Annotated in this window: 21 protein-coding genes; 15 read left to right on the top strand and 6 right to left on the bottom strand. The window is 41.6% G+C overall.

The window, feature by feature from the left end; translation table 11 throughout:
- Positions 1-149: 149 nt before the first annotated feature.
- Positions 150-722, bottom strand: a complete 573-nt coding sequence (locus LH29_RS08990; protein ID WP_045027922.1) for a nitroreductase family protein — start codon at positions 720-722, stop codon at positions 150-152.
- 308 nt (positions 723-1,030) lie between these two features.
- Here LH29_RS08990 and LH29_RS08985 point away from each other — a divergent pair, with 308 nt between their 5' ends.
- The 4 genes from LH29_RS08985 to xylE all read left to right on the top strand — a co-directional run bounded on the left by LH29_RS08985 (position 1,031) and on the right by xylE (position 6,479).
- Positions 1,031-2,020, top strand: a complete 990-nt coding sequence (locus LH29_RS08985) for a GntR family transcriptional regulator (protein WP_045027919.1) — start codon at positions 1,031-1,033, stop codon at positions 2,018-2,020.
- A gap of 114 nt (positions 2,021-2,134) precedes the next feature.
- On the top strand, positions 2,135-3,619 hold the full coding sequence (locus LH29_RS08980) for a xylulokinase (RefSeq protein ID WP_045027916.1): 1,485 nt from the start codon (positions 2,135-2,137) through the stop codon (positions 3,617-3,619).
- A 59-nt stretch (positions 3,620-3,678) separates the two neighbouring features.
- Entirely contained in the window at positions 3,679-5,004 is a 1,326-nt protein-coding gene (xylA, locus tag LH29_RS08975; protein WP_045027913.1) for a xylose isomerase, read from the top strand.
- 95 nt (positions 5,005-5,099) lie between these two features.
- Positions 5,100-6,479 carry a D-xylose transporter XylE gene (xylE, locus tag LH29_RS08970; RefSeq protein WP_045027911.1) on the top strand — a complete coding sequence of 460 codons (1,380 nt, stop codon included), beginning with the start codon at positions 5,100-5,102 and terminating at the stop codon, positions 6,477-6,479.
- 185 nt (positions 6,480-6,664) lie between these two features.
- On the opposite strand, the gene LH29_RS08965 is transcribed toward xylE, so the two are convergent.
- From LH29_RS08965 to LH29_RS08955, 3 genes are all read right to left on the bottom strand, one after another.
- On the bottom strand, positions 6,665-6,838 hold the full coding sequence (locus tag LH29_RS08965; protein ID WP_045027909.1) for a MarR family transcriptional regulator: 174 nt from the start codon (positions 6,836-6,838) through the stop codon (positions 6,665-6,667).
- A 14-nt stretch (positions 6,839-6,852) separates the two neighbouring features.
- Positions 6,853-7,431, bottom strand: coding sequence for a superoxide dismutase (locus LH29_RS08960; RefSeq protein WP_045027907.1), 579 nt, complete (start codon positions 7,429-7,431; stop codon positions 6,853-6,855).
- A gap of 252 nt (positions 7,432-7,683) precedes the next feature.
- Positions 7,684-8,283 (bottom strand): superoxide dismutase, encoded by a 600-nt coding sequence (locus LH29_RS08955; RefSeq protein WP_045027905.1) that lies wholly within the window; start codon positions 8,281-8,283, stop codon positions 7,684-7,686.
- Positions 8,284-8,558: 275 nt separating this feature from the next.
- On the opposite strand from LH29_RS08955, the gene LH29_RS08950 reads away from it, so the two are divergent.
- Entirely contained in the window at positions 8,559-9,872 is a 1,314-nt protein-coding gene (locus tag LH29_RS08950; RefSeq protein WP_045027898.1) for an MATE family efflux transporter, read from the top strand.
- A gap of 122 nt (positions 9,873-9,994) precedes the next feature.
- Here the strand turns inward: LH29_RS08950 and LH29_RS08945 are convergent, their stop codons facing one another.
- Positions 9,995-10,753 carry a DUF459 domain-containing protein gene (locus tag LH29_RS08945; protein WP_045027895.1) on the bottom strand — a complete coding sequence of 253 codons (759 nt, stop codon included), beginning with the start codon at positions 10,751-10,753 and terminating at the stop codon, positions 9,995-9,997.
- Positions 10,754-10,928: 175 nt separating this feature from the next.
- Here LH29_RS08945 and LH29_RS08940 point away from each other — a divergent pair, with 175 nt between their 5' ends.
- From LH29_RS08940 to LH29_RS08895, 10 genes are all read left to right on the top strand, one after another.
- Complete coding sequence (locus tag LH29_RS08940) at positions 10,929-11,366, top strand: PaaI family thioesterase (RefSeq protein WP_045027893.1); 438 nt, start codon at positions 10,929-10,931, stop codon at positions 11,364-11,366.
- Positions 11,356-12,480 (top strand): chorismate-binding protein, encoded by a 1,125-nt coding sequence (locus LH29_RS08935; RefSeq protein ID WP_045027891.1) that lies wholly within the window; start codon positions 11,356-11,358, stop codon positions 12,478-12,480. The genes LH29_RS08940 and LH29_RS08935 overlap by 11 nt, the downstream gene beginning before the upstream one ends.
- Complete coding sequence (gene menD / locus LH29_RS08930) at positions 12,467-14,149, top strand: 2-succinyl-5-enolpyruvyl-6-hydroxy-3-cyclohexene-1-carboxylic-acid synthase (RefSeq protein WP_045027890.1); 1,683 nt, start codon at positions 12,467-12,469, stop codon at positions 14,147-14,149. The genes LH29_RS08935 and menD overlap by 14 nt, the downstream gene beginning before the upstream one ends.
- Positions 14,150-14,161: 12 nt before the next feature.
- On the top strand, positions 14,162-14,986 hold the full coding sequence (menB, locus tag LH29_RS08925; protein WP_045027889.1) for a 1,4-dihydroxy-2-naphthoyl-CoA synthase: 825 nt from the start codon (positions 14,162-14,164) through the stop codon (positions 14,984-14,986).
- Positions 14,987-15,097: 111 nt separating this feature from the next.
- Entirely contained in the window at positions 15,098-16,003 is a 906-nt protein-coding gene (locus LH29_RS08920) for a 1,4-dihydroxy-2-naphthoate polyprenyltransferase (protein WP_045027886.1), read from the top strand.
- Positions 16,000-17,028, top strand: a complete 1,029-nt coding sequence (menC, locus tag LH29_RS08915) for an o-succinylbenzoate synthase (protein ID WP_045027883.1) — start codon at positions 16,000-16,002, stop codon at positions 17,026-17,028. Before LH29_RS08920 ends, menC begins: the two co-directional genes overlap by 4 nt.
- Entirely contained in the window at positions 17,028-18,074 is a 1,047-nt protein-coding gene (locus LH29_RS08910; RefSeq protein WP_045027881.1) for an AMP-binding protein, read from the top strand. The genes menC and LH29_RS08910 overlap by 1 nt, the downstream gene beginning before the upstream one ends.
- 84 nt (positions 18,075-18,158) lie before the next feature.
- Entirely contained in the window at positions 18,159-18,968 is an 810-nt protein-coding gene (locus LH29_RS08905) for a ZIP family metal transporter (protein WP_045027878.1), read from the top strand.
- A gap of 469 nt (positions 18,969-19,437) precedes the next feature.
- A complete protein-coding gene (locus LH29_RS08900; RefSeq protein ID WP_045029066.1) occupies positions 19,438-19,803 on the top strand; it encodes a DUF2200 domain-containing protein in 366 nt (121 codons plus the stop codon).
- Positions 19,804-19,820: 17 nt separating this feature from the next.
- Positions 19,821-20,357, top strand: coding sequence for a DUF2284 domain-containing protein (locus LH29_RS08895; protein ID WP_045027876.1), 537 nt, complete (start codon positions 19,821-19,823; stop codon positions 20,355-20,357).
- A gap of 10 nt (positions 20,358-20,367) precedes the next feature.
- Here the strand turns inward: LH29_RS08895 and LH29_RS08890 are convergent, their stop codons facing one another.
- A complete protein-coding gene (locus LH29_RS08890) occupies positions 20,368-21,000 on the bottom strand; it encodes a histidine phosphatase family protein (RefSeq protein ID WP_045027873.1) in 633 nt (210 codons plus the stop codon).
- Positions 21,001-21,102: the final 102 nt, after the last annotated feature.

Raw genomic sequence — 21,102 nt, 5'->3', positions numbered from 1 at the left:
AAATATTGAAATTAATTACCCCTCACCCGTCAGCTGACGGGAGCTCCCCTTATTAAAGGGAGCCTATTCTTAGCAAATCCTGTGAATTATAATTAAGTTCCTTTTTAGTTCTGTATATGTTCCCATGGAATCAGTAATGTTCGATGCTGTTAATCCTTTATAATAACGATTTCATCAATCGGCCGTTTCGGTACATGGTGTACTCCATCTTCATCGCGCCAGTATTTTATGCTACCATCTTTAGCCTCATCGATTACAACCTTTTCGGCAGGTTTTCCCAACGCAATAATATATAGTAACTCTTGTTTTTCATTCAGCCCCAGCAATTTTGCTACTTTGGCTTTGTTTACCGAACCAATCATACAACCGCCAAAACCATCTTCAACAGCTCCGAGTAAAATACTCTGCATGGCAATTCCATCGTCGCAGTAATGGTTTTCGGCAATATTCAGGTCTTTAATTACAGCAATATAAGCCACTGGTCGCTCCCCTTCTGCCGGCCCTTTCCAGTTCGTCAAATAGCCGGCCCATCCCAGGAAAGGAAAAATTTTTGCGCACTTTTCAGCTTTGGTAACAATGGCATATTTTAACGGTTGTGCATTTCTGCCACTCCCCGAAAGCCGGGCCAACTCAATCCATTTGGTAATTTGTTCTGAAGAAATTTTTACCGCCTCATCAAAACGACGGTAACTGCGATTACGGGTTATAAGTTCTTTGATCATGATTTTTACTTCTTATTCTGAAGTAAAATTAATAAGCTAAATTCAAATTAAAAGAAAAAAGGATAGAACCTGAGGCTAAAAAAGAATTGCTGACCAAACTTAACCACTAGAAAAAATAACCTCACTCTACCCTTTTATTCCAAAACGTGTTAGCTTTGGAACTATTGCGCCGGCCAACTTTAATAAATGTTAAATACAGTTAATGTACTATTTACTCTACACTTGTATTACATTGGAGGCAATTACAATTATTATTATTAGATTTGTAGAACAGAACAGAATAGGGGTTCTGAAATAAAACCATTCTTATGAATATAAAATTCACGATCGAAAAGAACTCAAATGTTCTGAAATTTCAGCAATTGGTTGACGCCATTCTCGACTCTATCAGTAGGAACGAGTTAAAAGAAGGCGACATGCTTCCTTCGGTAAATCAGATAATGAAAGATTGCCAACTATCGAGAGATACCGTTTTTAAGGCTTATGCCGAGCTTAAAAAACGAGGTGTGGTGGAATCGGTTCCCAACCGAGGTTATTTTGTTACCCGAAAAATTACCAAGATATTTTTGTTTCTCGATACGTTTAAGGCATACAAAGAAGTGCTTTATCACTCTATTCTGAACCATTTGCCTAAAAACATTAGTGTTGATTTGCATTTTCATCACTACAACATCGACCTATTTGATAAGATTATTACCGAAAGCGTGGGACGTTACACAAAATACATTGTAATGAATTTCGACCACAAAAAGGTGAAAAGTATTATTGATAAAATTCCGGAAGAACAGTTGCTTATTATCGACTGGAAAATTAATGGTGAGGGCAAGTCGAGTGTTTATCAGAATTTTGGTGAAGCCGTATACAATTGTCTCGATAAAAATTTAGACGCCATTTCGAAATACAAACGTTTTACACTTTTCTATCCCGATTTTACTTACCATCCGCGCGAGGTTGTGAACCATTTCGAACGCTTTTGTAAAAAATATAACCTAAACCACCGCGTGATAACCACCTTCGAGGAATTTGAGCTAAAGAAAGGAGATCTCTATTTTCTGGTGAGTGATCGAACGTTGGCAAAGTTTCTCGATCAGTGTTCTGAAAAAGGATTTGAACCCGGCCGCGAAGTCGGCGTCATTTCGTACAACGAAACACCAATGAAAAAATACGTTAAAGAAGGTATTACGGTAATATCAACCGATTTTACCCAAATGGGGCAAAAAGCAGCCGAGTTTATAGTAAAAGGCAAACCTGTAAATGTTGAAATTCCGACAACCCTAAAACTGAGGTCGTCGCTATAAACATGTTATAAAACATTTTTTTTAAAGTTTGAGATCATACAAAATAGATTTACTTTTGCACCATATCAGAACAGAACAGATTAAATAACTAAATAAACAAAATCACTTATAATCATGCACTTATTAGGATTCGATATCGGAAGCTCTTCAGTTAAGGTTTCTTTAATAGAAGCAAACAGTGGAAACCTGGTAGCTTCATCGTTTTACCCAAAACAGGAAATGAAAATTACCGCACACAAAGCAGGCTGGGCAGAACAAGAGCCTGAACTTTGGTGGGAAAATCTGAAGTTAGCTTTGGCCGAGGTACTCTCTACCGCGAATATTGATAAAGAAAGTATTGAATCGATTGGTATTTCGTACCAAATGCATGGTTTGGTAATGGTTGACAAAAAACAGGAGGTTTTACGCCCGTCGATTATCTGGTGCGACAGCCGCGCTGCTGTTTATGGCGATAAAGCTTTCGAGGAAATAGGTGGCCAGCGTTGTTTAACCAACCTGTTAAACTCGCCGGGTAACTTTACCGCGTCGAAACTAAAATGGGTAAAGGAAAACGAGCCGGAGACTTTTGCCAAAGTGGATAAAATTATGCTTCCGGGCGATTATATTGCCATGAAACTTACCGGCGAAGCACAAACTACCGTTAGTGGTCTTTCTGAGGGAATTATGTGGAATTTCAAAGAAAACGACCTGGCTACAATACTGTTTGACAACTACGGTTTTTCATCCGATATTATCCCTGAAATTGTACCAACTTTTGCAACATCAGGCCAGCTAAGCGCTAAAACGGCTGCCGACCTTGGTCTCTCAACAAAAACAAAAGTAAGTTACCGAGCCGGCGACCAGCCAAATAACGCACTTTCGCTCAATGTACTTAATCCTGGCGAAATTGCAACAACAGCCGGAACATCCGGAGTGGTTTATGGTGTAAGCAGCGAAATTAAATACGATCCGCAATCGCGTGTAAACACATTTGCGCACGTTAATCATACGCAGGAAGATCCACGACTTGGCGTTCTGCTGTGTATTAACGGAACAGGTATTTTAAATGCCTGGCTGAAACGAATGGTTGCCGAAGATCTTTCGTATGAAGCGATGAACGAGCTGGCGTCAAAAGTGGCTATCGGATCGGATGGTATCTCTATCCTACCCTTTGGTAACGGTGCTGAGCGCGTTCTTCAGAACAAAAATATCGGTTCGCTTTTCTCGGGTATCAACTTTAATATTCATGGCAAAGGACACCTGCTGCGTGCGGCGCAGGAAGGAATTGTATTCTCATTTAAATACGGTATGGATATCATGAAAAATATTGGTATCGATGCATCGGTAATTAAAGCCGGTAAAGCCAACATGTTCCTTAGCCCTATTTTCAGAGAAACACTGGCTGGAATTTCGGGTGCAACCATTGAGCTGTATAACACCGACGGATCGGTTGGAGCAGCGCGTGGAGCAGGTGTAGGATCAGGTTATTACAAATCGTTTAACGAAGCTTTCTCGAACCTGAAAAAGCTGGATGTAATTGAGCCAAACACGCAGAATATTGCCGCTTACCAGGAAGCTTACGAAAGCTGGAAAGCAGAACTTGAAAAAGCAATAAAATAATATGCAAATCAAAAGAGTAATATAAAACAGATAAAATAACAATTCATAAAATTATTACGATGGAAGTTTTAAAAGGAAACAAAGAGTATTTTAAAGGAATCGATCAAATAAAATTCGAAGGTCCTGATTCAAAAAACCCAATGGCGTTTAAATGGTACGACGAGAACAGAGTTGTTGCCGGAAAAACAATGAAAGAACACCTGCGTTTTGCAGTGGCTTACTGGCATACTTTCTGTGCAACCGGCGATGATCCGTTTGGAGGTGGCACACAAATTTTCCCTTGGCATGGTGCTTCTGATCCAATTGATGCAGCCAAAGAAAAAATGGATGCGGCTTTCGAATTCATCACAAAATTAGGTGCTCCTTTTTACTGTTTCCACGATGTTGACGTTGTTGGCGGTGGTTCAGTTTTCGAAATTGAAAAGAAACTGGAAAAAATGGTGGAGTACGCCAAAGAAAAACAAGCTGCTTCAGGCGTAAAATTGCTTTGGGGAACAGCCAACGTTTTCAGCGATCCTCGTTACATGAACGGTGCATCAACTAACCCTGATTTTAACGTGGTTGCCAATGCTGCGGTTCAGGTTAAAAACGCTATCGATGCTACTATCGCATTGGGTGGTACCGGATACACTTTCTGGGGAGGACGCGAAGGTTACATGAGCCTGCACAATACCGATACAAAACGCGAATTGGCACACCTTGGAGAATTCCTTCGTATGGCCCGCGATTACGGTCGTAAACAAGGTTTCACCGGTTCTTTCTTTATCGAGCCAAAACCAATGGAGCCTACAAAACACCAGTACGATTACGATGCACAAACTGTTATCGGCTTCCTGAAAGCAAATGGTTTGGAAAAAGACTTTACATTGAATATTGAAGTAAACCACGCTACACTTGCGGGTCATACTTTTGCTCACGACCTGAGAATGTCGGCAGATGCCGGTTTACTTGGATCGATTGATGCTAACAAAGGCGACTACCAAAACGGATGGGATACTGACGAATTCCCAACCAACATTTACGAAGTTACTGAAGCAATGCTTGAGATTCTTCCTGCAGGTGGTTTTACTTATGGTGGTATTAACTTCGATGCTAAAACACGTCGTAACTCAACCGACCTGGAAGATATTTTCATCTCACACATTGGTGGTATGGACGTATTTGCACGTGCCCTTGTAATTGCTGACAAAATTCTGAACGACTCGCAATACTGCGCTATGCGTGCTGCACGTTATGCTTCGTTCGACCAAGGTAAAGGTGCCGAATTTGAAAGCGGAAAATTAACGATTGAAGATATGTACGCTATTGCCAAAGAAGTTGGCGAGCCTGCTCAGATCAGCGGAAAGCAAGAATTGATCGAACAACTAATTAATTGGTATTTATAATAGCAATTATATACAGCATATTTACTCAGAGTCTTCGGGCTCTGAGTAAATTGCTTTTTTTACTTATACCTTAAAACTAAATTTAAACTATTCAAATGAAAGGGCGTAATTCGTTTTATATTGTAGTTATCACAGTGGTTGCTACTTTGGGTGGCTTGCTTTTCGGTTACGACACGGCAGTTATCTCAGGTGCCGACAAATCGATCCAGGCTTTTCTTATTGAAGGACTGGGACTGAACTCGCTGGCACACGGTGCAACCATATCAAGTGCACTTATCGGATGCATTATTGGTGGCAGTATTTCGGGAATACTGGCATCGAAACTCGGAAGAAAAAGAACTTTGCTACTTGCAGCATTGCTCTTCTTTGTTTCGGCTTTAGGATCGGGAAATCCTGAATTTCTGTTTTTTACAAAAGGCGAACCTACAATGGGTCTTTTATATATGTTCAACTTCTACCGTGTTATTGGCGGTATTGGTGTTGGACTGGCTTCGGCAGTTAGCCCGATGTATATTGGAGAAATTGCACCGGCCGATATTCGCGGAAGGCTTGTGGCCCTCAACCAGTTTGCCATTATTTTTGGTATGCTGGTAGTATATTTTGTAAACTGGGGAATTGCCAGCGGACAATCGTTGGAGTGGATCAACACCATTGGGTGGCGCCGGATGTTTATATCGGAAGCTATTCCTGCCGGATTGTTTGGTGTGCTGTTATTTTTTGTTCCGGAAACACCAAGATATCTGGCGCTTAAAAACCAGGACGACAAAGCACTTAGTATTCTTACAAAAATAAACGGAGCAGAACACGCCAAATTGATTTTTAATGATATTAAACAAAGTGTGCAGAGCCATTCAGGAAAATTGTTCTCTTACGGAAAACTGGTTATAATCATTGGTATTTTGTTATCGGTTTTCCAGCAATTTGTAGGTATTAATGTGGCACTTTATTATGCACCCCGCATTTTTGAAAGTATGGGAGCTGCAAAAGATGCATCGTTAATGCAAACTGTTGTAATGGGGCTCGTAAACGTGGTATTTACAGTGGTGGCTATTTTAACTGTCGACAAATGGGGACGTAAACCACTATTGATGGTTGGTTCGATTGGTATGGCAGTTGGTATGTTTGCCATCGGCGCACTTTCGTTTATGGAAGTAATTGGTATCGGCACACTAATTTTTATTATTGTGTATACCGCCTCATTTATGATGTCGTGGGGCCCTATTTGCTGGGTGCTTATTTCAGAACTGTTTCCCAACAAAATCAGGGGAAAAGCAGTGGCGGTTGCAGTTGCAGCACAGTGGGCAGCCAACTACTTTATTTCGTCTACCTACCCGGCAATGATGGAATTTAGTGGCGGATTAACCTATAGTTTTTATGGATTAATGAGTGTGTTGTCTTTCATTTTTGTATGGAAACTGGTACCCGAAACAAAAGGAAAAACTTTGGAGGAGATGGAATATCTCTGGAAAAAATAGTTTTTATACCGATTAAACAACAAAATGTCGCATTCTTTCACTTTGTTCAGAATGCTCCTTTGTTGTAGTATCGGCATTAACCATTGTAATCTTTAAATTTCCATACGCACTTTTAAAGAACAATTGGTATTTAGTTGAAACGATAAAAAAAAACGGGATTGTTAAAATCCCGTTTTTTGTTCTCCTCATTTTGGTTCCCAAAAACAACGCTTTGGTGACACAATTTTTTCTTCGGCCTTCAGCACTTTCATTGCTTTATCTACTTCCTTTTTATCCAACCCTGAAGCTTCAGCAATTTCGCCGGCCTTCAACGGTTTTCCAGCTGCCTGCAAGGCCGCCAGTACTTTATCTGTACTCATTCCTATTCCTTTTTTTAGGCAAAACGTTCTGAAACAACTTTCCAGTCAACAATTTTCCAGAAATCAGCAATATACGCCGGACGTGCATTTTGTTTATCCAGATAGTAGGCGTGTTCCCAAACATCGCAGGTGAGAATAGGCTTTTTACCATCGCGTAATGGATTGCCGGCGTTACTTGTCTGAACGATTTCCAGTTCGCCGCTTTCATCAACAACCAACCATGCCCAGCCCGAGCCAAACAAAGTGGCAGCTGCTTTCGAGAACGCTTCCTTAAAAGCATCAAACGATCCAAATTTGGCATCAATAGCGGCTTTTAATTCATCCTTGGGCTCTTTACAACCATCAGGGTTAAATTGCATAAAATAGAAAGTGTGGTTCCAAACCTGTGCTCCGTTATTAAAAATTCCACCTTCGGACTTTTTAACAATGTCCTCCAAACTTGCGTTTTCAAACTCAGTTCCTTCCACCAGGTTGTTAAGATTATTCACATAAGCCTGGTGATGTTTTCCATAGTGGAACTCGATTGTTCTTTCGCTTATTACTGGTTCCAATGCATTATTTGCATATGGAAGTTTTGGTAAACTAAATGCCATAATTTTCCTTGTTTAAAGATTACTAATTTTGATTTTTGTCTGTTAAAGGTACAACGTTTTTGGGGCAAAAAGGATTAGCTGGAGGTTTAATTTGGAAGGAGTTTAAATAAAATTTAGGCGAATCAGAATCATCGAGAAGGTTGCAAAAAAGGCTTATGGTTCTCACAATGAGAATCTTGATTAACATAAAACAACACAAAAGGGCAATAAAAACCCCGGAGCCTCTGCCCCGGGGAAAAAACCAAAAATCAACTAACCTTTAAACCGCCTGGCGACTTCATCCCAGTTGATGAGATTCCAGAATGCATTCACATAATCCGGACGTCTGTTTTGGTAGTTCAGGTAATATGCATGTTCCCATACATCAATCCCCAAAATTGGAGTTCCCTGAACTTCGGCCACATCCATCAGCGGATTATCCTGATTGGGCGTAGACGAAACCACCAGCTTATTGTTTTGAAGAACCAACCATGCCCAACCCGACCCAAAGCGAGTCAAAGCTGCCTTGGTGAAGGCTTCCTGAAAATTTTCTATGCTTCCAAATGAATCATTTACTGCGTCTAATAAAACTCCTTCCGGAGCCGGTGCACCTCCCGGTGCAATTACTTCCCAGTACAAATTGTGGTTAAAAAATCCACCACCGTTGTTTCGTACTGCTGTCGATTGACCTGAAACTCCACTTAAAATTTCTTCTATTGATTTTCCTGCAAGATCAGTTCCTTCAACTGCTCCATTAAGGTTAGTAGTATAACCTGCATGGTGCTTACTGTGATGGATTTCCATCGTTCTTGCATCAATATGTGGCTCCAGTGCCGTGTAATCGTATCCTAATTTTGGTAATTCAAATGCCATTTTTATAATTATTTAAAGATTTAAATATGTTTATTTCTCTTTAGCAAAAATAGACGCTATTTAGAATTAATCCAAATCTTCGAATAATAAAACACATTGAAATCCTTTATTGTTCATAGAAGGAATTAATAAATACAGAACTTCAAGGAATTAATTCTAAAGATTGAGCCAAAAGCCCAGTATATAAGCAGAAAAGAGACCGTAAAAATTTTATTTACTTTTATCTTTTTAATGGCCTGATCAATAATATTACCTTTGCCCCCTCAATAAAAAGGATGAATAAGAGCATATTAAAACTTGCCCTTCCCAATATCATCAGTAACATAACGGTTCCGTTGCTGGGATTGATCGATCTGGCCCTGATGGGGCACCTTGGATCGGAAGTATACATTGGTGCTATTTCACTGGGTAGCGTAATTTTTAATATCATTTACTGGGGGTTTGGTTTTCTACGGATGAGCACCTCCGGTTTTACAGCACAGGCATTCGGCGAAAAAAAACCGACTGAGGCTATTACGATTTTGGTCCGGGCATTGTTGCTAACCATTATTATTAGTGTTTTTATTCTCCTGCTGCAGTCGCCCATTGCCTGGGCAAGTTTTAAAGTTATAGGCGGAAGCCCAGAAGTTGAAAAACTTGCCGAAGCCTATTTCCGAATCCGCGTTTGGGCAGCTCCTGCCGCTTTAAGTCTTTTTGTTTTTAGCGGGTGGTTTTTGGGTATGCAAAATGCACGCTACCCCATGATTATTGCAATTGTGGTTAATGTTGTAAATATTCTGCTGAGTGCATTTTTTGTTTTTGGCCTTGATATGAAATCAGATGGAGTTGCTTTAGGAACGGCTATTTCGCAATATGTAGGATTAGTCACTGCCGTTATTCTGTTACTCAAGAAATACAGAGGCATGTTGCCTAACGTCACCAAAGCCGGAATTATCGACCTGAAATTTATGTCGAGTTTCTTTAAGGTAAATTCCGATATTTTCATCCGCACTTTCTGTATTATCGTTGTATTTACCTTTTTCACTTCGAAATCGGCCAGCATCAACGATACCGTACTTGCCGTTAATTCAATCTTACTTCAGTTTTTAATGTTCTTCTCCTTTTTTATCGATGGGTTTGCCTTTGCCGGCGAAGCATTGGTAGGTAAATTTATAGGAGCCAAACAGATTGAAAACTTAAAAAAGGTAGTAAAACTGCTGCTTTATTGGGGCCTGGGACTGGCAATTACTTTTACCCTAATCTACTGGACGGGCACCAATTTTATTTTAAAACTTCTTACCTCGCAGAAAGATGTGATCCAAACCGCTCAAAAGTTTCTGGTTTGGGTGGTGCTTATTCCAATTGCAAGTGTTGGCTCATTTATTTGGGACGGAATCTATATCGGTGCAACAGCATCGCGGGCAATGCGAAACAGCCTGCTGGTTTCCACCTTTTTGATATTTGCACCGGTTTATTATTTTTTAAATCCAGTTTGGAATAATCATGCCTTGTGGATGGGAATGTTGCTTTTTATGTTTTCGCGGGGAGTTATTTTATCGCTTATGTATAGAAGGACTATTTTGAAACCGTTGACTAAGAACGTAGAATAATGATTATAAAAAATATCCAATACTCAATGTAGAATGCTCAATGTAGAATGCTCAATGATCAAGTATTCCAAATTGGATATTGGATATTTAGAATTCAATATTGGAAATTATAACGTATCCGATTATTCACCAACAGCTTTTAACCAGGCCGCAGCCATCAGTTCGGCACCGGCCATTGAAGGGTGCACTCCGTCGGGTGTCCAGTAGGTTCCCGAAGCGTGTTTAATTGCCTCATCAAATACTTTCTGAAAAGGTACCCAAATGGTTTCAAATTCGTCCGATATCTTTTTTGCAGCTGCCTGGTATTGTTGCATAGGTTCAATCCATGTTTCGTCAACTGCACTTGTTTTAAGCACATAAAATGGCTCGCACAAAACCAATTTCACTCCCGGGAAAGCTTCCTGCGTACGTTTTAGCAAAGCGCGGTAATCATTCTCGTAAATATCAATGGTACCGTCGTAATTCCCGTTGCGTGTGTGCCAATAATCGTTCACTCCAATTAAAATACTCAGCACATCAGGTTTTAATTCCATACAATCTTTGTCCCAGCGCTCAGCTAACTGAAACACTTTGTTTCCACTAATACCCCGGTTATAGATAGAAAGTTGTTCTGCAGGATAGGTATTTAATAGTTGCGAAGCTGCAAGCAAAGCATAACCGTTTCCGAACGACCAGGCCCGGTTTGGCGATTCATTTTGTTTGTCGCGACCGGCATCGGTTATCGAATCGCCCTGAAACAATACCGTGGCACCTTTTGCAAAAATTGATGCTGCCTTTTGTTTCGGTTCCGAAACACATGACGAAACAATACCAGAAATACTTGCCGCAGCCACTGCTCCTGCAGTTGATTTGTATAAGAAGTTTCTTCTGGAAATACTCATTTGGATCTATTTAAGTTGATTTACGAAAAACAAATGTAACGAATTTATTGGGCTGTTTAACACTTTCTCAATGTTGAAATCTCCCTGATTTCGAAATTCAAACTAAAATTACAAAAGCCATTTTGGCAATTTTCGAAAACTATCCGTTATTTTAGTCTCGTTTTAGGATAGCACTATGGATTTTACACAATTATCATTCGATACACCTGTTGAGCTGATCAATCAGGCCATTAAAGACACGCTTGTCGGGAGCCTCGGAATTGAGATCACAAAAATTGAGGAAGGAAAAATTGAGGGATTGCTAAATCTCTCTGCAAAGAATTCGCGCCCGGGAGGCATTTTACACGGTGGTGCCAACCTTGCAATGGGCGAAACTCTTGCCGGTTTGGGCAGCATGTTATTAGTTGACATGAACGCTTACGATGTGTTGGGAATTATGGTAAACGGCAATCACACAGGCGTGTTAAAAAAAGGCAAGGCGCTGGCAGTTGCAAAAATCGTTCATCGGGGCAAACAAACGCATGTGTGGAATGTTGATATTTGCAATGAAGAAGGGAGATTGATTTCATCTGTACGTGTTACCAATATGATTACTGAAAAGAATGACCGATAACGAAAGATTAATACATCTGATCGACGAACTCGTTACGCTTAACTGCTCTTTTGCCCTCTGGTCGGTGCCCGGCGACAAAACGCTCGAGCTGCTTATTTCGTGCCAGGAAGCATTGTTTTATCCCAACGAGGTGAGCCGCCTAAACGGGCAGGAAGGATTTGTTTTTGCACCTTATCATGTCAGCGAAGAAACACCGCTGATTCTGTTAAAACCAGACATTTACAAAACAGGTATTGAGGAAATCCTCAAGCTCAAAATGAACGATGTAAAAGCCGGGCAGAAAGAACAGGCGAACTACACTTCGCACTATATAATTGAAAAGGAAGAATATCTTTCCGACATTGAGCAAACCGTAAATACCATAAAAAATACGAAACTGGCAAAGGCGATTGTTTCGCGCATTATTCCGGCAGAACGAAAAAATGAATCGCTGGGGAAATTGTACTCACAGTTATTCGAACAAACGCCAAACGCTTTTGTGTATATGGTAAACCTGCCAAAAGCCGGTTTGTGGATGGGAGCTACTCCTGAGATTCTTTTAAAATCGGAAGGCAAAACCATGGAGACCGTTTCGCTGGCTGGAACGCAGCCCCGGATTTCGGGTACAGAATACGGCTGGAGCACCAAGGACATTGAAGAACAGGCCTTTGTTTCGCGCTATTTGGTTGACCTGCTGTATCGATTTAATATTCACCGCTACACCACACGTGGACCGGAAACCCTGGAAAGCGGAAAAGTGGCGCACCTTTTCACCAGTTTTCTGTTTGCCAAAAAAAAGCTGGACGACTGTCTTGGTGATTTTATCGCCGAGTTGCATCCAACACCGGCGGTTTGTGGTTTCCCAAAATCGAAGGCCGATAAATTTATAAGTACCATCGAAAAACACAACCGACGTTACTATGCCGGATTTCTTGGTCCGTGGCAACTAAAAGATTCAGTAAGATTATTTGTAAATTTGCGCTGCATGGAAATAATTCCGGAGAAATACATGCTTTATGCAGGTGGCGGAATTACTTCGCGGTCGGTTCCCGAAGAAGAATGGGAAGAGACCAACAACAAAGCAAAAACCTTGTTATCGGCAATAGAAGCTATACGACAGAATGATCTCAACTAAAAAACACGTTCAACAACTGGCAGCACTCCTTCATCAGAAGGGCATAAATGACGTGGTTATTTCTCCCGGATCGCGAAACGGGCCAATGATAAACACTTTTGTGGGAAGTGGTTTATTTAATTGTCGCAACGTAGTTGACGAACGCAGTGCAGCTTATTTTGCAATGGGACTGGCACAAGCGTTGAACAAACCGGTTGTTATAGTCTGTAGCTCGGGAACAGCAACATTAAACTACGCACCTGCCATTGCAGAAGCGTATTATTTAACTATTCCGCTGATTATTATCACTGCCGACCGTCCGGAGTACTGGATCGACCAGCTCGAAAACCAGTGCATCAATCAAAGAGGGATTTATTCCAATTTTGTAAAAAAGGAATACAACCTCCCGTTGGAAGAATCGGAAACCGAGTTGTGGCAGGCTGCACGCGAAATAAACGAGTGCTTAAACGCTGCTGTTTCAGGAAAACCAGCGCCGGTGCATATTAATGTTCCGTTGGAGGAACCGTTACATGATTTGCTGGACGAAGAATTACCTACAACAAAAGCGATCGATGCAAAAGAGTCGGATTTAAACATCGATGAAGCAAGCCTGAATAAGTTAGCCGCTGAGCTTAACTCGTCAAAGAAAATACTGATTTTGGCCGGGCAACAAAATAGTGATCAGGAACTGGAAAAACTGCTTGCAGCGTTTATCGAAAAAACCGGTGCTGTTGTTTTAAAAGAACACCTGGCAAACCTGAATAATGAAAGTTTTTGTGGAAGTATTGACACAATAATGGCAGCCATTCTTGCTGACGTTCCTGTTGATTTCCAACCGGATATTCTGATCACCTTTGGCGGGCATTTTGTGTCGAAAGCACTGAAACAGTTTTTGCGCAAAAACAAAGCCAGTCAACACTGGCATCTTTCGCCGGCGAACGATCATTACGATACTTACCAATCGCTGACTGAGGTTGTGCAAACCGATGTAAAGTCATTTTTCTCACAGTTACTCCCGGAAGTAAGTGAGAAAAAACGTGAATATTTGCAACGTTGGCAAAAGAAAGAAAAGCAGGTAAACGAACTGCGGGATAAATATATTTCAGAAAGCCAGTTTTCTGATCTGAAAGTAATTGCAGAAGTTAGCCAGTCAATTCCCGAAAATTCGGTTGTGCACCTGGGAAACAGTTCGCCTGTTCGCTATGCCTTAATTACTGACTGGGCAAAAATCACAACTTTTTTAAGTAATCGAGGTACCAGCGGAATCGACGGTCCGATGTCAACTGCCGTGGGTTATGCCTCAGTCTCTGAAAAGATAAATACAATTCTTATCGGCGACTTGTCGTTTTTCTACGATTCAAATGCGCTTTGGAACAATTATATCAACGAGAATCTGCGGATTATCGTAATCAATAACGGCGGTGGAAATATTTTTAGTCTGATAAAAGGACCGGGCGAATCACCCGCTTTCCAACAATATTTTTTTGCTGAAAACAAATTCAAAGCACATGGTATTGGCCAAACATTCGGGCTGGATTATTTAAGTGCGAAAAATGAAGAGGAATTAAAAGACTCGCTTGCTGAGTTGTATTCCCCAACAAGAAAAAAACCAACAATCCTGGAAGTTTTCACCGATGCTGAGGTGAATACAAAAACATTCCGGGGTTTATTTCAGTTTGTAAAACAATAAAAACAACATACTATGAGCACAAAAAGACAATGGGAAACCATTAAAGAATACGAGGATATCTTTTTCGATTATTACGATGGAATTGGCAAAATTACTATCAACCGCGAGCAGGTGCGGAATGCATTCCGTCCGACCACGGTAAACAACATCAGCGATGCTTTGCACCTTTGCCGCGAAGACAACCGCATTAATGTAATTGTGCTGACAGGTGCCGGTGACAAGGCTTTTTGCTCGGGTGGCGACCAGAATGTAAAAGGTACGGGTGGTTATATTGACGAAAATGGTATTCCAAGACTGAACATCCTTGAAGTGCAAAAACAAATTCGCAGTATGCCAAAACCGGTAATTGCCATGGTGAATGGTTATGCCATTGGTGGCGGCCATGTGTTACACGTGGTTTGCGACATTAGTATTGCCAGCGAAAATGCCATTTTTGGTCAGACCGGACCGAAAGTGGGTAGCTTCGATGCAGGATTGGGATCGTCCTACCTGGCCAGTGTTGTGGGCCAAAAGAAAGCCCGCGAAATATGGTTTATGTGCCGTCAGTACTCGGCAGCCGAAGCACTTGAAATGGGTTTGGTAAACAAAGTTGTTCCGCTTGATCAGTTGGAAGACGAGGTAGTTGCATGGGCACAAAAAATGCAGGAACACAGTCCGCTGGCATTGCGTATGCTAAAACTTGGATTGAACGCCGAACTCGACGGTCAGATTGGGCTTCAGGAGTTTGCAGGAAACGCTACCTTATTATACTACCTCACAGAAGAGGCACAGGAAGGAAAACATGCCTTCCTTGAAAAACGTAAACCTGACTTTAAAAAATACCCGAAATTTCCGTAAAGAGTTACAAGTCGCAAGTTTCAAGTTACTAGTTACTAGTTGAGCAAAGCGAAGACTCGACTGCATAGTCGGGAAATCCAGTATCTAATATCTAGCATCCAGAATCAAGTTATGGCAACAGCAAAAAGTTGGGTAAAAGCATCACGGTTACGCACCCTGCCACTGGCATTATCGGGCATTCTTATGGGCTCGGCACTGGCAGCATTTTGGCATGGGTTTTACTGGCTTATTTTTATTCTTGCAATGCTCACTGCTACGCTGATACAAGTGTTCTCGAACTTTGCCAACGATTATGGTGATTTCCAAAAAGGCACCGACAATCATCGGCGTTTGGGCCCAACACGAACGATGCAGGGCGGAGAAATCACCATCAAAGAAATGAAATCCGGGATGTTTATTGTTGCCGGATTAAGTTTTCTGCTGGGTATCATTTTGGTTTTTGTTGGAACATGGCATCACAGTCCAACTGCATTTTTTGTATATATCGGACTGGGAATACTGGCCCTTTTAGCGGCTTATTTCTATACTGCAGGTAAGAAATCGTACGGTTACATTGGACTAGGCGATTTGTTTGTCTTTCTCTTTTTTGGATTGTTACCTGTAATCGGTGTATTTTACCTGCACAACAATGTTATTGAAGCCGCAGTTTGGCTGCCGGCCATCAGTATGGGATTATTCAGTACCGGCGTGTTGAACCTGAACAATACCCGCGATATTGAAAACGACAAACAGTCGGGGAAAAATACTATCGCCGTAAAACTGGGGCCACTAAAAAGCCGGATCTATCATACTTCATTAATTTTATTGGCATGGATTGCACTGATCGTTTTTACACTTCAGCAGCAAAAAACGGCGTGGCAGTGGTTATTTCTGCTGGTGTTGCCGGTTTCAATTATAGACCTTGTAAAAATATTCCGCATAAAAGACAGTCGCCAGCTTGATCCCTTTTTAAAACGACTGGCATTGCAAACTTTGGCATTAACTTTACTGTTCTCGCTCGGATTGCTACTATCATGATAAAAGCGCGCTACCAAAAATATGAACTGCATTTTAAACAACCAGCCGGAACATCGCGCGGGGTATTGAAAGCACGTTCGGTTTGGTTTCTGTTTTTGGAGGAGAATGGTGTAACGGGGCTTGGTGAATGTGCGCCACTACCCGGATTGAGTATTGAAACGCCTGAACAAGTTGAAGAACAGTTGGAAAACATATGTAACGATCCCGAGCCTTTCATCAATAATATTGACTTGCTTCAAGATCTCCCATCCTTGAAATTTGCATTGGAATCTGCACTGCTGGATTTGAAAAACGGCGGAAAACGCGAACCATTTCCATCAGCGTTCACACGCGGAGAAGCAGGTATTCCAATAAACGGACTGATCTGGATGAATGAAATTGAAAACATGCAAGACCAGATAGAAGATAAACTGGCAGCCGGTTTTCGATGTATCAAACTAAAGATCGGAGCGAAAGACTTTGAGCAGGAACTGGCATTATTACAAGCTGTTCGCGAGCGTTTCTCCAGCGATCAAATTATTCTTCGGGTGGATGCCAACGGTGCTTTCGATGGAGATTATGCTTCAGAAAAATTAAGAAGGCTTGTAGAAGTACAACTTCATTCCATCGAACAACCTATCAGAGCTGGGCAATGGAACAAAATGGCTGAATTGTGTAAAACCACTCCCCTGCCGATTGCTTTAGATGAAGAACTGATAGGCATAAACAAACGCGAAGAAAAAATACAACTGCTGGATACGATACAACCACAATACCTGGTTTTAAAACCCAGTTTACACGGGGGTATTTCTGGTTGTAATGAATGGATAAAATTGGCCAACGAACATTCTATCGCTTGGTGGATCACTTCGTACCTCGAGTCGAATATCGGGTTAAATGCCATAGCGCAGTGGGCTTTTACAAAAAACACAACAATGCACCAAGGGCTGGGAACCGGCCAGTTATTTACCAATAACATTGAATCGCCGCTGGAAATTCGTGGCGAAAAACTGTGGTTCAACACCGCAAAATCTTTCGAAATATAATGGAACTGTTTCCATCACATATTACCATAAACGGGGAAGCGGAAAACATAAAAGAGTTGCTACACCGGAAGACTAACAGCGAATGGGAACAAACCTGGTTGGAGTTTTTGGCAGCGTGGTACAATGCAAATGATTTTATAGAAGTACAAACATCAGGCTCAACCGGAACACCAAAAACGATTACGCTAAAAAAGGATTTTGTGGCGGCCAGTGCCCTGCGAACCATTCGCTTTTTTGAGTTACAGGAAGGCGACCGCGTATTGCACTGTCTGCCGAGCCGTTACATTGCCGGAAAATTGATGACCGTTCGGGCACTTATTGGGAAACTTGATTTACAACTTGTTGATCCGGCATCCGATTTTACACACTTACCAGATGATAAGCCCATAAGATTTGCTGCGATGGTTATTAACCAGGTATCAAAATACCTGGCACTGCCTGAGCAAAACATTAAAAACCTGTTGATCGGCGGCTCTGCAATTCCGAAACCTTTGGAAGAGCAACTTCAACAAATTTCAACACCATGTTACTCGAGTTACGCCATGACTGAAACGGCAACTCACATTGCCTTGCGCAAATTAAATGGTAGCGACAAAACCGAAAGCTACCAATGTCTGGATGACATTTCCGTTGAACTGGATGAACGTGAATGTATTCGGATTCTGATGCCCGGACTTGAAAACGGAGCCATTCAAACCAACGATTTTGGCGAGTTAAAAGACCGTCATCATTTTAAATTACTGGGACGTATTGATAACGTCATCATCTCAGGAGGCATAAAATTCCTACCTGAACAAATCGAGGAGAAATTGGCAAAAGAAATGCCACTACCCTATGCCATCGGTTCGGTGCCGGACAAACATCTTGGCGAGAAAATAATTCTGTTCGTTGAAGGCAAGGCTGATGATGAAGTTAAAACAATCATTCAAAACCACTGCATCCTACTTCTGGCAAAATACGAGCAGCCAAAAGAAATCCGCTTTATCGAAAAACTTCCATGTACCGAAAATGGCAAAATCGATAGAAAACGATTAAAATTAACTTAGCTAATTGCACACCAAATAAAATGCTGAACAATAATTTTATTAGCTTTGTTTTACCCTATTCGTTTAGATAGAAAAATCAGAATAATGGAGAAACTATTAGAATATAATCCCATATTATTGGCATTGGGAGCTACCCTTTTCACGTGGTTTTTAACCGCAGCCGGAGCCTCTATGGTATTCTTCTTTAAGTCGATAAATAAAAAGATTTTGAATTCGATGCTTGGTTTTGCAGCAGGCGTAATGATTGCTGCCAGTTTTTGGTCGCTTTTGAAACCGGCAATCGAGATGGCAGAAGCACAAGGCGACATACCGTGGAAGCCTGCTGTAATCGGATTTCTGGCCGGAGGTGCTTTTCTTTTGCTGATCGATAAAATTCTACCTCACCTGCACATGGGTTTATCAATCGATAAGGCCGAGGGTATTCCAACAACCTGGCAACGAAGTATTCTTTTGGTGCTGGCCATAACCTTACACAATATCCCGGAAGGACTGGCTGTGGGCGTTGCATTTGGTGCGCTGGCCAATAATCCTGACATGGGGATTCTTACCGGAGCCATTGCTTTAGCCATGGGAATCGGGCTGCAAAACTTCCCCGAGGGAGCGGCAGTTTCTATTCCGCTGCGCCGCGAGGGACTCTCGCGCTGGAAAGCTTTTAACTACGGACAGCTTTCAGGAATTGTAGAGCCAATGGCCGGAGTGCTGGGGGCTTACCTGGTTCTCACCATCGAGCCACTGCTGCCTTACGCACTGTCGTTTGCAGCCGGAGCAATGATTTTTGTGGTGGTTGAAGAACTGATCCCGGAATCGCAGCGAGGCAACGAAACCGATTTATCGACCATTGGTGCCATGTTGGGTTTTGCCACCATGATGCTGCTGGATGTTGCTTTGGGATAAGCAAAACACGATCATTCTTCTTCCGCTGAGTTTCGGCTTGTGTATTAATGAAAATAGGCCGGCCGGGAAGTAGTTGCCTCGTAACTAAATGATCAAAAGCTCAACACGGTGCTTTCGGCCCATCATTAAATGTTTAATAATTGCCGAAAATGATTTTTCCCCGTCATTAAATAATTAAACGCTTCCCACGATGTTTTCTGCTCGTGATTAAATGATTAAACGCTTCCCACGATGTTTTTGGTTCATCATCAAATGATTAAAACCTCGCCACAAAGTTTTCTACGCGTGATTAAATAATAAAACACCTCCCACGAAGTTTTCTGCTCATGATTAAATAATAAAACGTTTCCCACAAAGTTTTTGCCCCGTAATTAAATGTTAAAGCCCGGGTACAAAGTTTTTCAATGTAATAGAAATATGGTTACTTTTAGGTGAGTAAACACGAACAATACTGAAATATTGAATGAATATGAAAACAACGCCGGAGCATAACAAACGGATAGCGGAAATGACATTTGCGGCAGTATATCCGCACTATGTAGCAAAAGTGGAGAAAAAAGGCAGGTCGAAAGAAGAGCTGCATCAGGTAATAGAATGGCTAACCGGTTTTGATGACGATAAGCTGCAGGAAATGATCGATGAAAAGGTGCCATTTGAGACCTTCTTCGGGAAAGCAAAGCTGAACCCAAATGCCGAATTAATTAAGGGAGTAATTTGCGGATACCGGATTGAGGAAATTGATAACGTTCTGACCAAACAGGTACGGTATTTAGATAAACTGGTTGACGAACTCGCAAAGGGCAAAAAGATGGAAAAGATATTACGGAAAAAGTAAATTAACTATCAAACAAAATGACTAACAAAAACCAAATTGAAAAACTACTTCAAGAACAGGAATTGACCGATTTCAAATGGATCGATCCGAAAGATATTGTTGTGGCACAGTGGGTACGTGTTAAATGTTATTTTGGCTGCAGCGACTACGGACTTGGTTCGTGCCCACCCAATACGCCATCGGTAAGCGAGTGCGAGCGCTTCTTTAAAGAATATAAAAGTGCGTTGCTTATTAAGCTGAACAAATTTGCCGATAAAGATGCTTATCCATCCGACTGGTCGCGGGAAATGACCAACAAACTTTTAAGTGTGGAGCGTGCCGTTTTTCTGCTGGGCCATCCAAAAGTTTTCCTGTTAAACCAAACCTGTTGTACGCTTTGCAACGATTGTTCGGGCAACCGCCTCGACTGCCACGACAAGAGAAACGCACGGCCAAGCCCCGAGAGTTTTGCTGTGGATGTTTACCAAACCGTACAAAACGCCGGCATGAAAATTAATGTGGTAGCCAACAATCCGGGAGATATGAATCGTATTGCAATACTCTTAACTGAATAAGCCGGAAATCTTAAAGCTCATTCAACACATTCAGCGAAACCAAATGCTCTATCACACCCCACTCTTTTAAAAACCAATTATCACCTTCGATGTAAAAGGAGCTGATCGAAGAATTATTTATGGAGAAAGCCCGTGGCTCATCCAACTTTAAGTTAAAGGTTTTGTACATCATCATTTCCAGCACCAAACCATGCGCAACAATCAGTACTTTCTGATCTTTAAACTTTAGGGCAATAGCTTCAATTTCAGATATAACGCGCTTATACATTTGCTCAATACTTTCGCCGCCGGGAACTACAAAACCGGGATCCCGTTCTTTATAACGCCGATATTCTTCGGGGTACTTTTCTTCAATCTCGGCAAAGTTCTTTCCTTCAAAAATGCCAAATGAGCGCTCGCGTAAATTCGCATTGTACTCGTGCGGTAACACCAGTTGTTTATTGATGATGTTTGCCGTTTCTACAGCCCGCTGCAGGTCGCTGCTAATAAGTACATCAAACTCGCGTTTGCCAAGTGCCTCTGCCACCAATTCAGCCTGTGTAATCCCGTTTTCAGAAAGTTTACTGTTTCGCTGCCCCTGTATACGTTTCTGCCGGTTCCATACTGTTTCTCCGTGTCGTATAATTGTTATTTCTGTAGCCATTTCTTATTTAATTTGTGCGTAGGCAAACTGTTTTTCTTTTGTTACAAATAAGTTAGTGTAACAAGAATATCATGTTTTTGTTAGGAACAATCCGGATAAAAA

Source organism: Draconibacterium sediminis (assembly GCF_000949475.1).
Lineage (GTDB): Bacteria > Bacteroidota > Bacteroidia > Bacteroidales > Prolixibacteraceae > Draconibacterium > Draconibacterium sediminis.
The sequence above is the reverse complement of the archived record's forward strand: the minus strand, read 5'-3'. Positions and strand labels throughout refer to the sequence as shown.

Bases quoted from the DNA above. Each gene is read 5' to 3' on its own strand.
- LH29_RS08990 (WP_045027922.1), bottom strand. From the start codon at position 722: ATGATCAAAGAACTTATAACCCGTAATCGCAGTTACCGTCGTTTTGAT.
- LH29_RS08985 (WP_045027919.1), top strand. From the start codon at position 1,031: ATGAATATAAAATTCACGATCGAAAAGAACTCAAATGTTCTGAAATTT.
- LH29_RS08980 (WP_045027916.1), top strand. From the start codon at position 2,135: ATGCACTTATTAGGATTCGATATCGGAAGCTCTTCAGTTAAGGTTTCT.
- xylA (WP_045027913.1), top strand. From the start codon at position 3,679: ATGGAAGTTTTAAAAGGAAACAAAGAGTATTTTAAAGGAATCGATCAA.
- xylE (WP_045027911.1), top strand. From the start codon at position 5,100: ATGAAAGGGCGTAATTCGTTTTATATTGTAGTTATCACAGTGGTTGCT.
- LH29_RS08965 (WP_045027909.1), bottom strand. From the start codon at position 6,838: ATGAGTACAGATAAAGTACTGGCGGCCTTGCAGGCAGCTGGAAAACCG.
- LH29_RS08960 (WP_045027907.1), bottom strand. From the start codon at position 7,431: ATGGCATTTAGTTTACCAAAACTTCCATATGCAAATAATGCATTGGAA.
- LH29_RS08955 (WP_045027905.1), bottom strand. From the start codon at position 8,283: ATGGCATTTGAATTACCAAAATTAGGATACGATTACACGGCACTGGAG.
- LH29_RS08950 (WP_045027898.1), top strand. From the start codon at position 8,559: ATGAATAAGAGCATATTAAAACTTGCCCTTCCCAATATCATCAGTAAC.
- LH29_RS08945 (WP_045027895.1), bottom strand. From the start codon at position 10,753: ATGAGTATTTCCAGAAGAAACTTCTTATACAAATCAACTGCAGGAGCA.
- LH29_RS08940 (WP_045027893.1), top strand. From the start codon at position 10,929: ATGGATTTTACACAATTATCATTCGATACACCTGTTGAGCTGATCAAT.
- LH29_RS08935 (WP_045027891.1), top strand. From the start codon at position 11,356: ATGACCGATAACGAAAGATTAATACATCTGATCGACGAACTCGTTACG.
- menD (WP_045027890.1), top strand. From the start codon at position 12,467: ATGATCTCAACTAAAAAACACGTTCAACAACTGGCAGCACTCCTTCAT.
- menB (WP_045027889.1), top strand. From the start codon at position 14,162: ATGAGCACAAAAAGACAATGGGAAACCATTAAAGAATACGAGGATATC.
- LH29_RS08920 (WP_045027886.1), top strand. From the start codon at position 15,098: ATGGCAACAGCAAAAAGTTGGGTAAAAGCATCACGGTTACGCACCCTG.
- menC (WP_045027883.1), top strand. From the start codon at position 16,000: ATGATAAAAGCGCGCTACCAAAAATATGAACTGCATTTTAAACAACCA.
- LH29_RS08910 (WP_045027881.1), top strand. From the start codon at position 17,028: ATGGAACTGTTTCCATCACATATTACCATAAACGGGGAAGCGGAAAAC.
- LH29_RS08905 (WP_045027878.1), top strand. From the start codon at position 18,159: ATGGAGAAACTATTAGAATATAATCCCATATTATTGGCATTGGGAGCT.
- LH29_RS08900 (WP_045029066.1), top strand. From the start codon at position 19,438: ATGAAAACAACGCCGGAGCATAACAAACGGATAGCGGAAATGACATTT.
- LH29_RS08895 (WP_045027876.1), top strand. From the start codon at position 19,821: ATGACTAACAAAAACCAAATTGAAAAACTACTTCAAGAACAGGAATTG.
- LH29_RS08890 (WP_045027873.1), bottom strand. From the start codon at position 21,000: ATGGCTACAGAAATAACAATTATACGACACGGAGAAACAGTATGGAAC.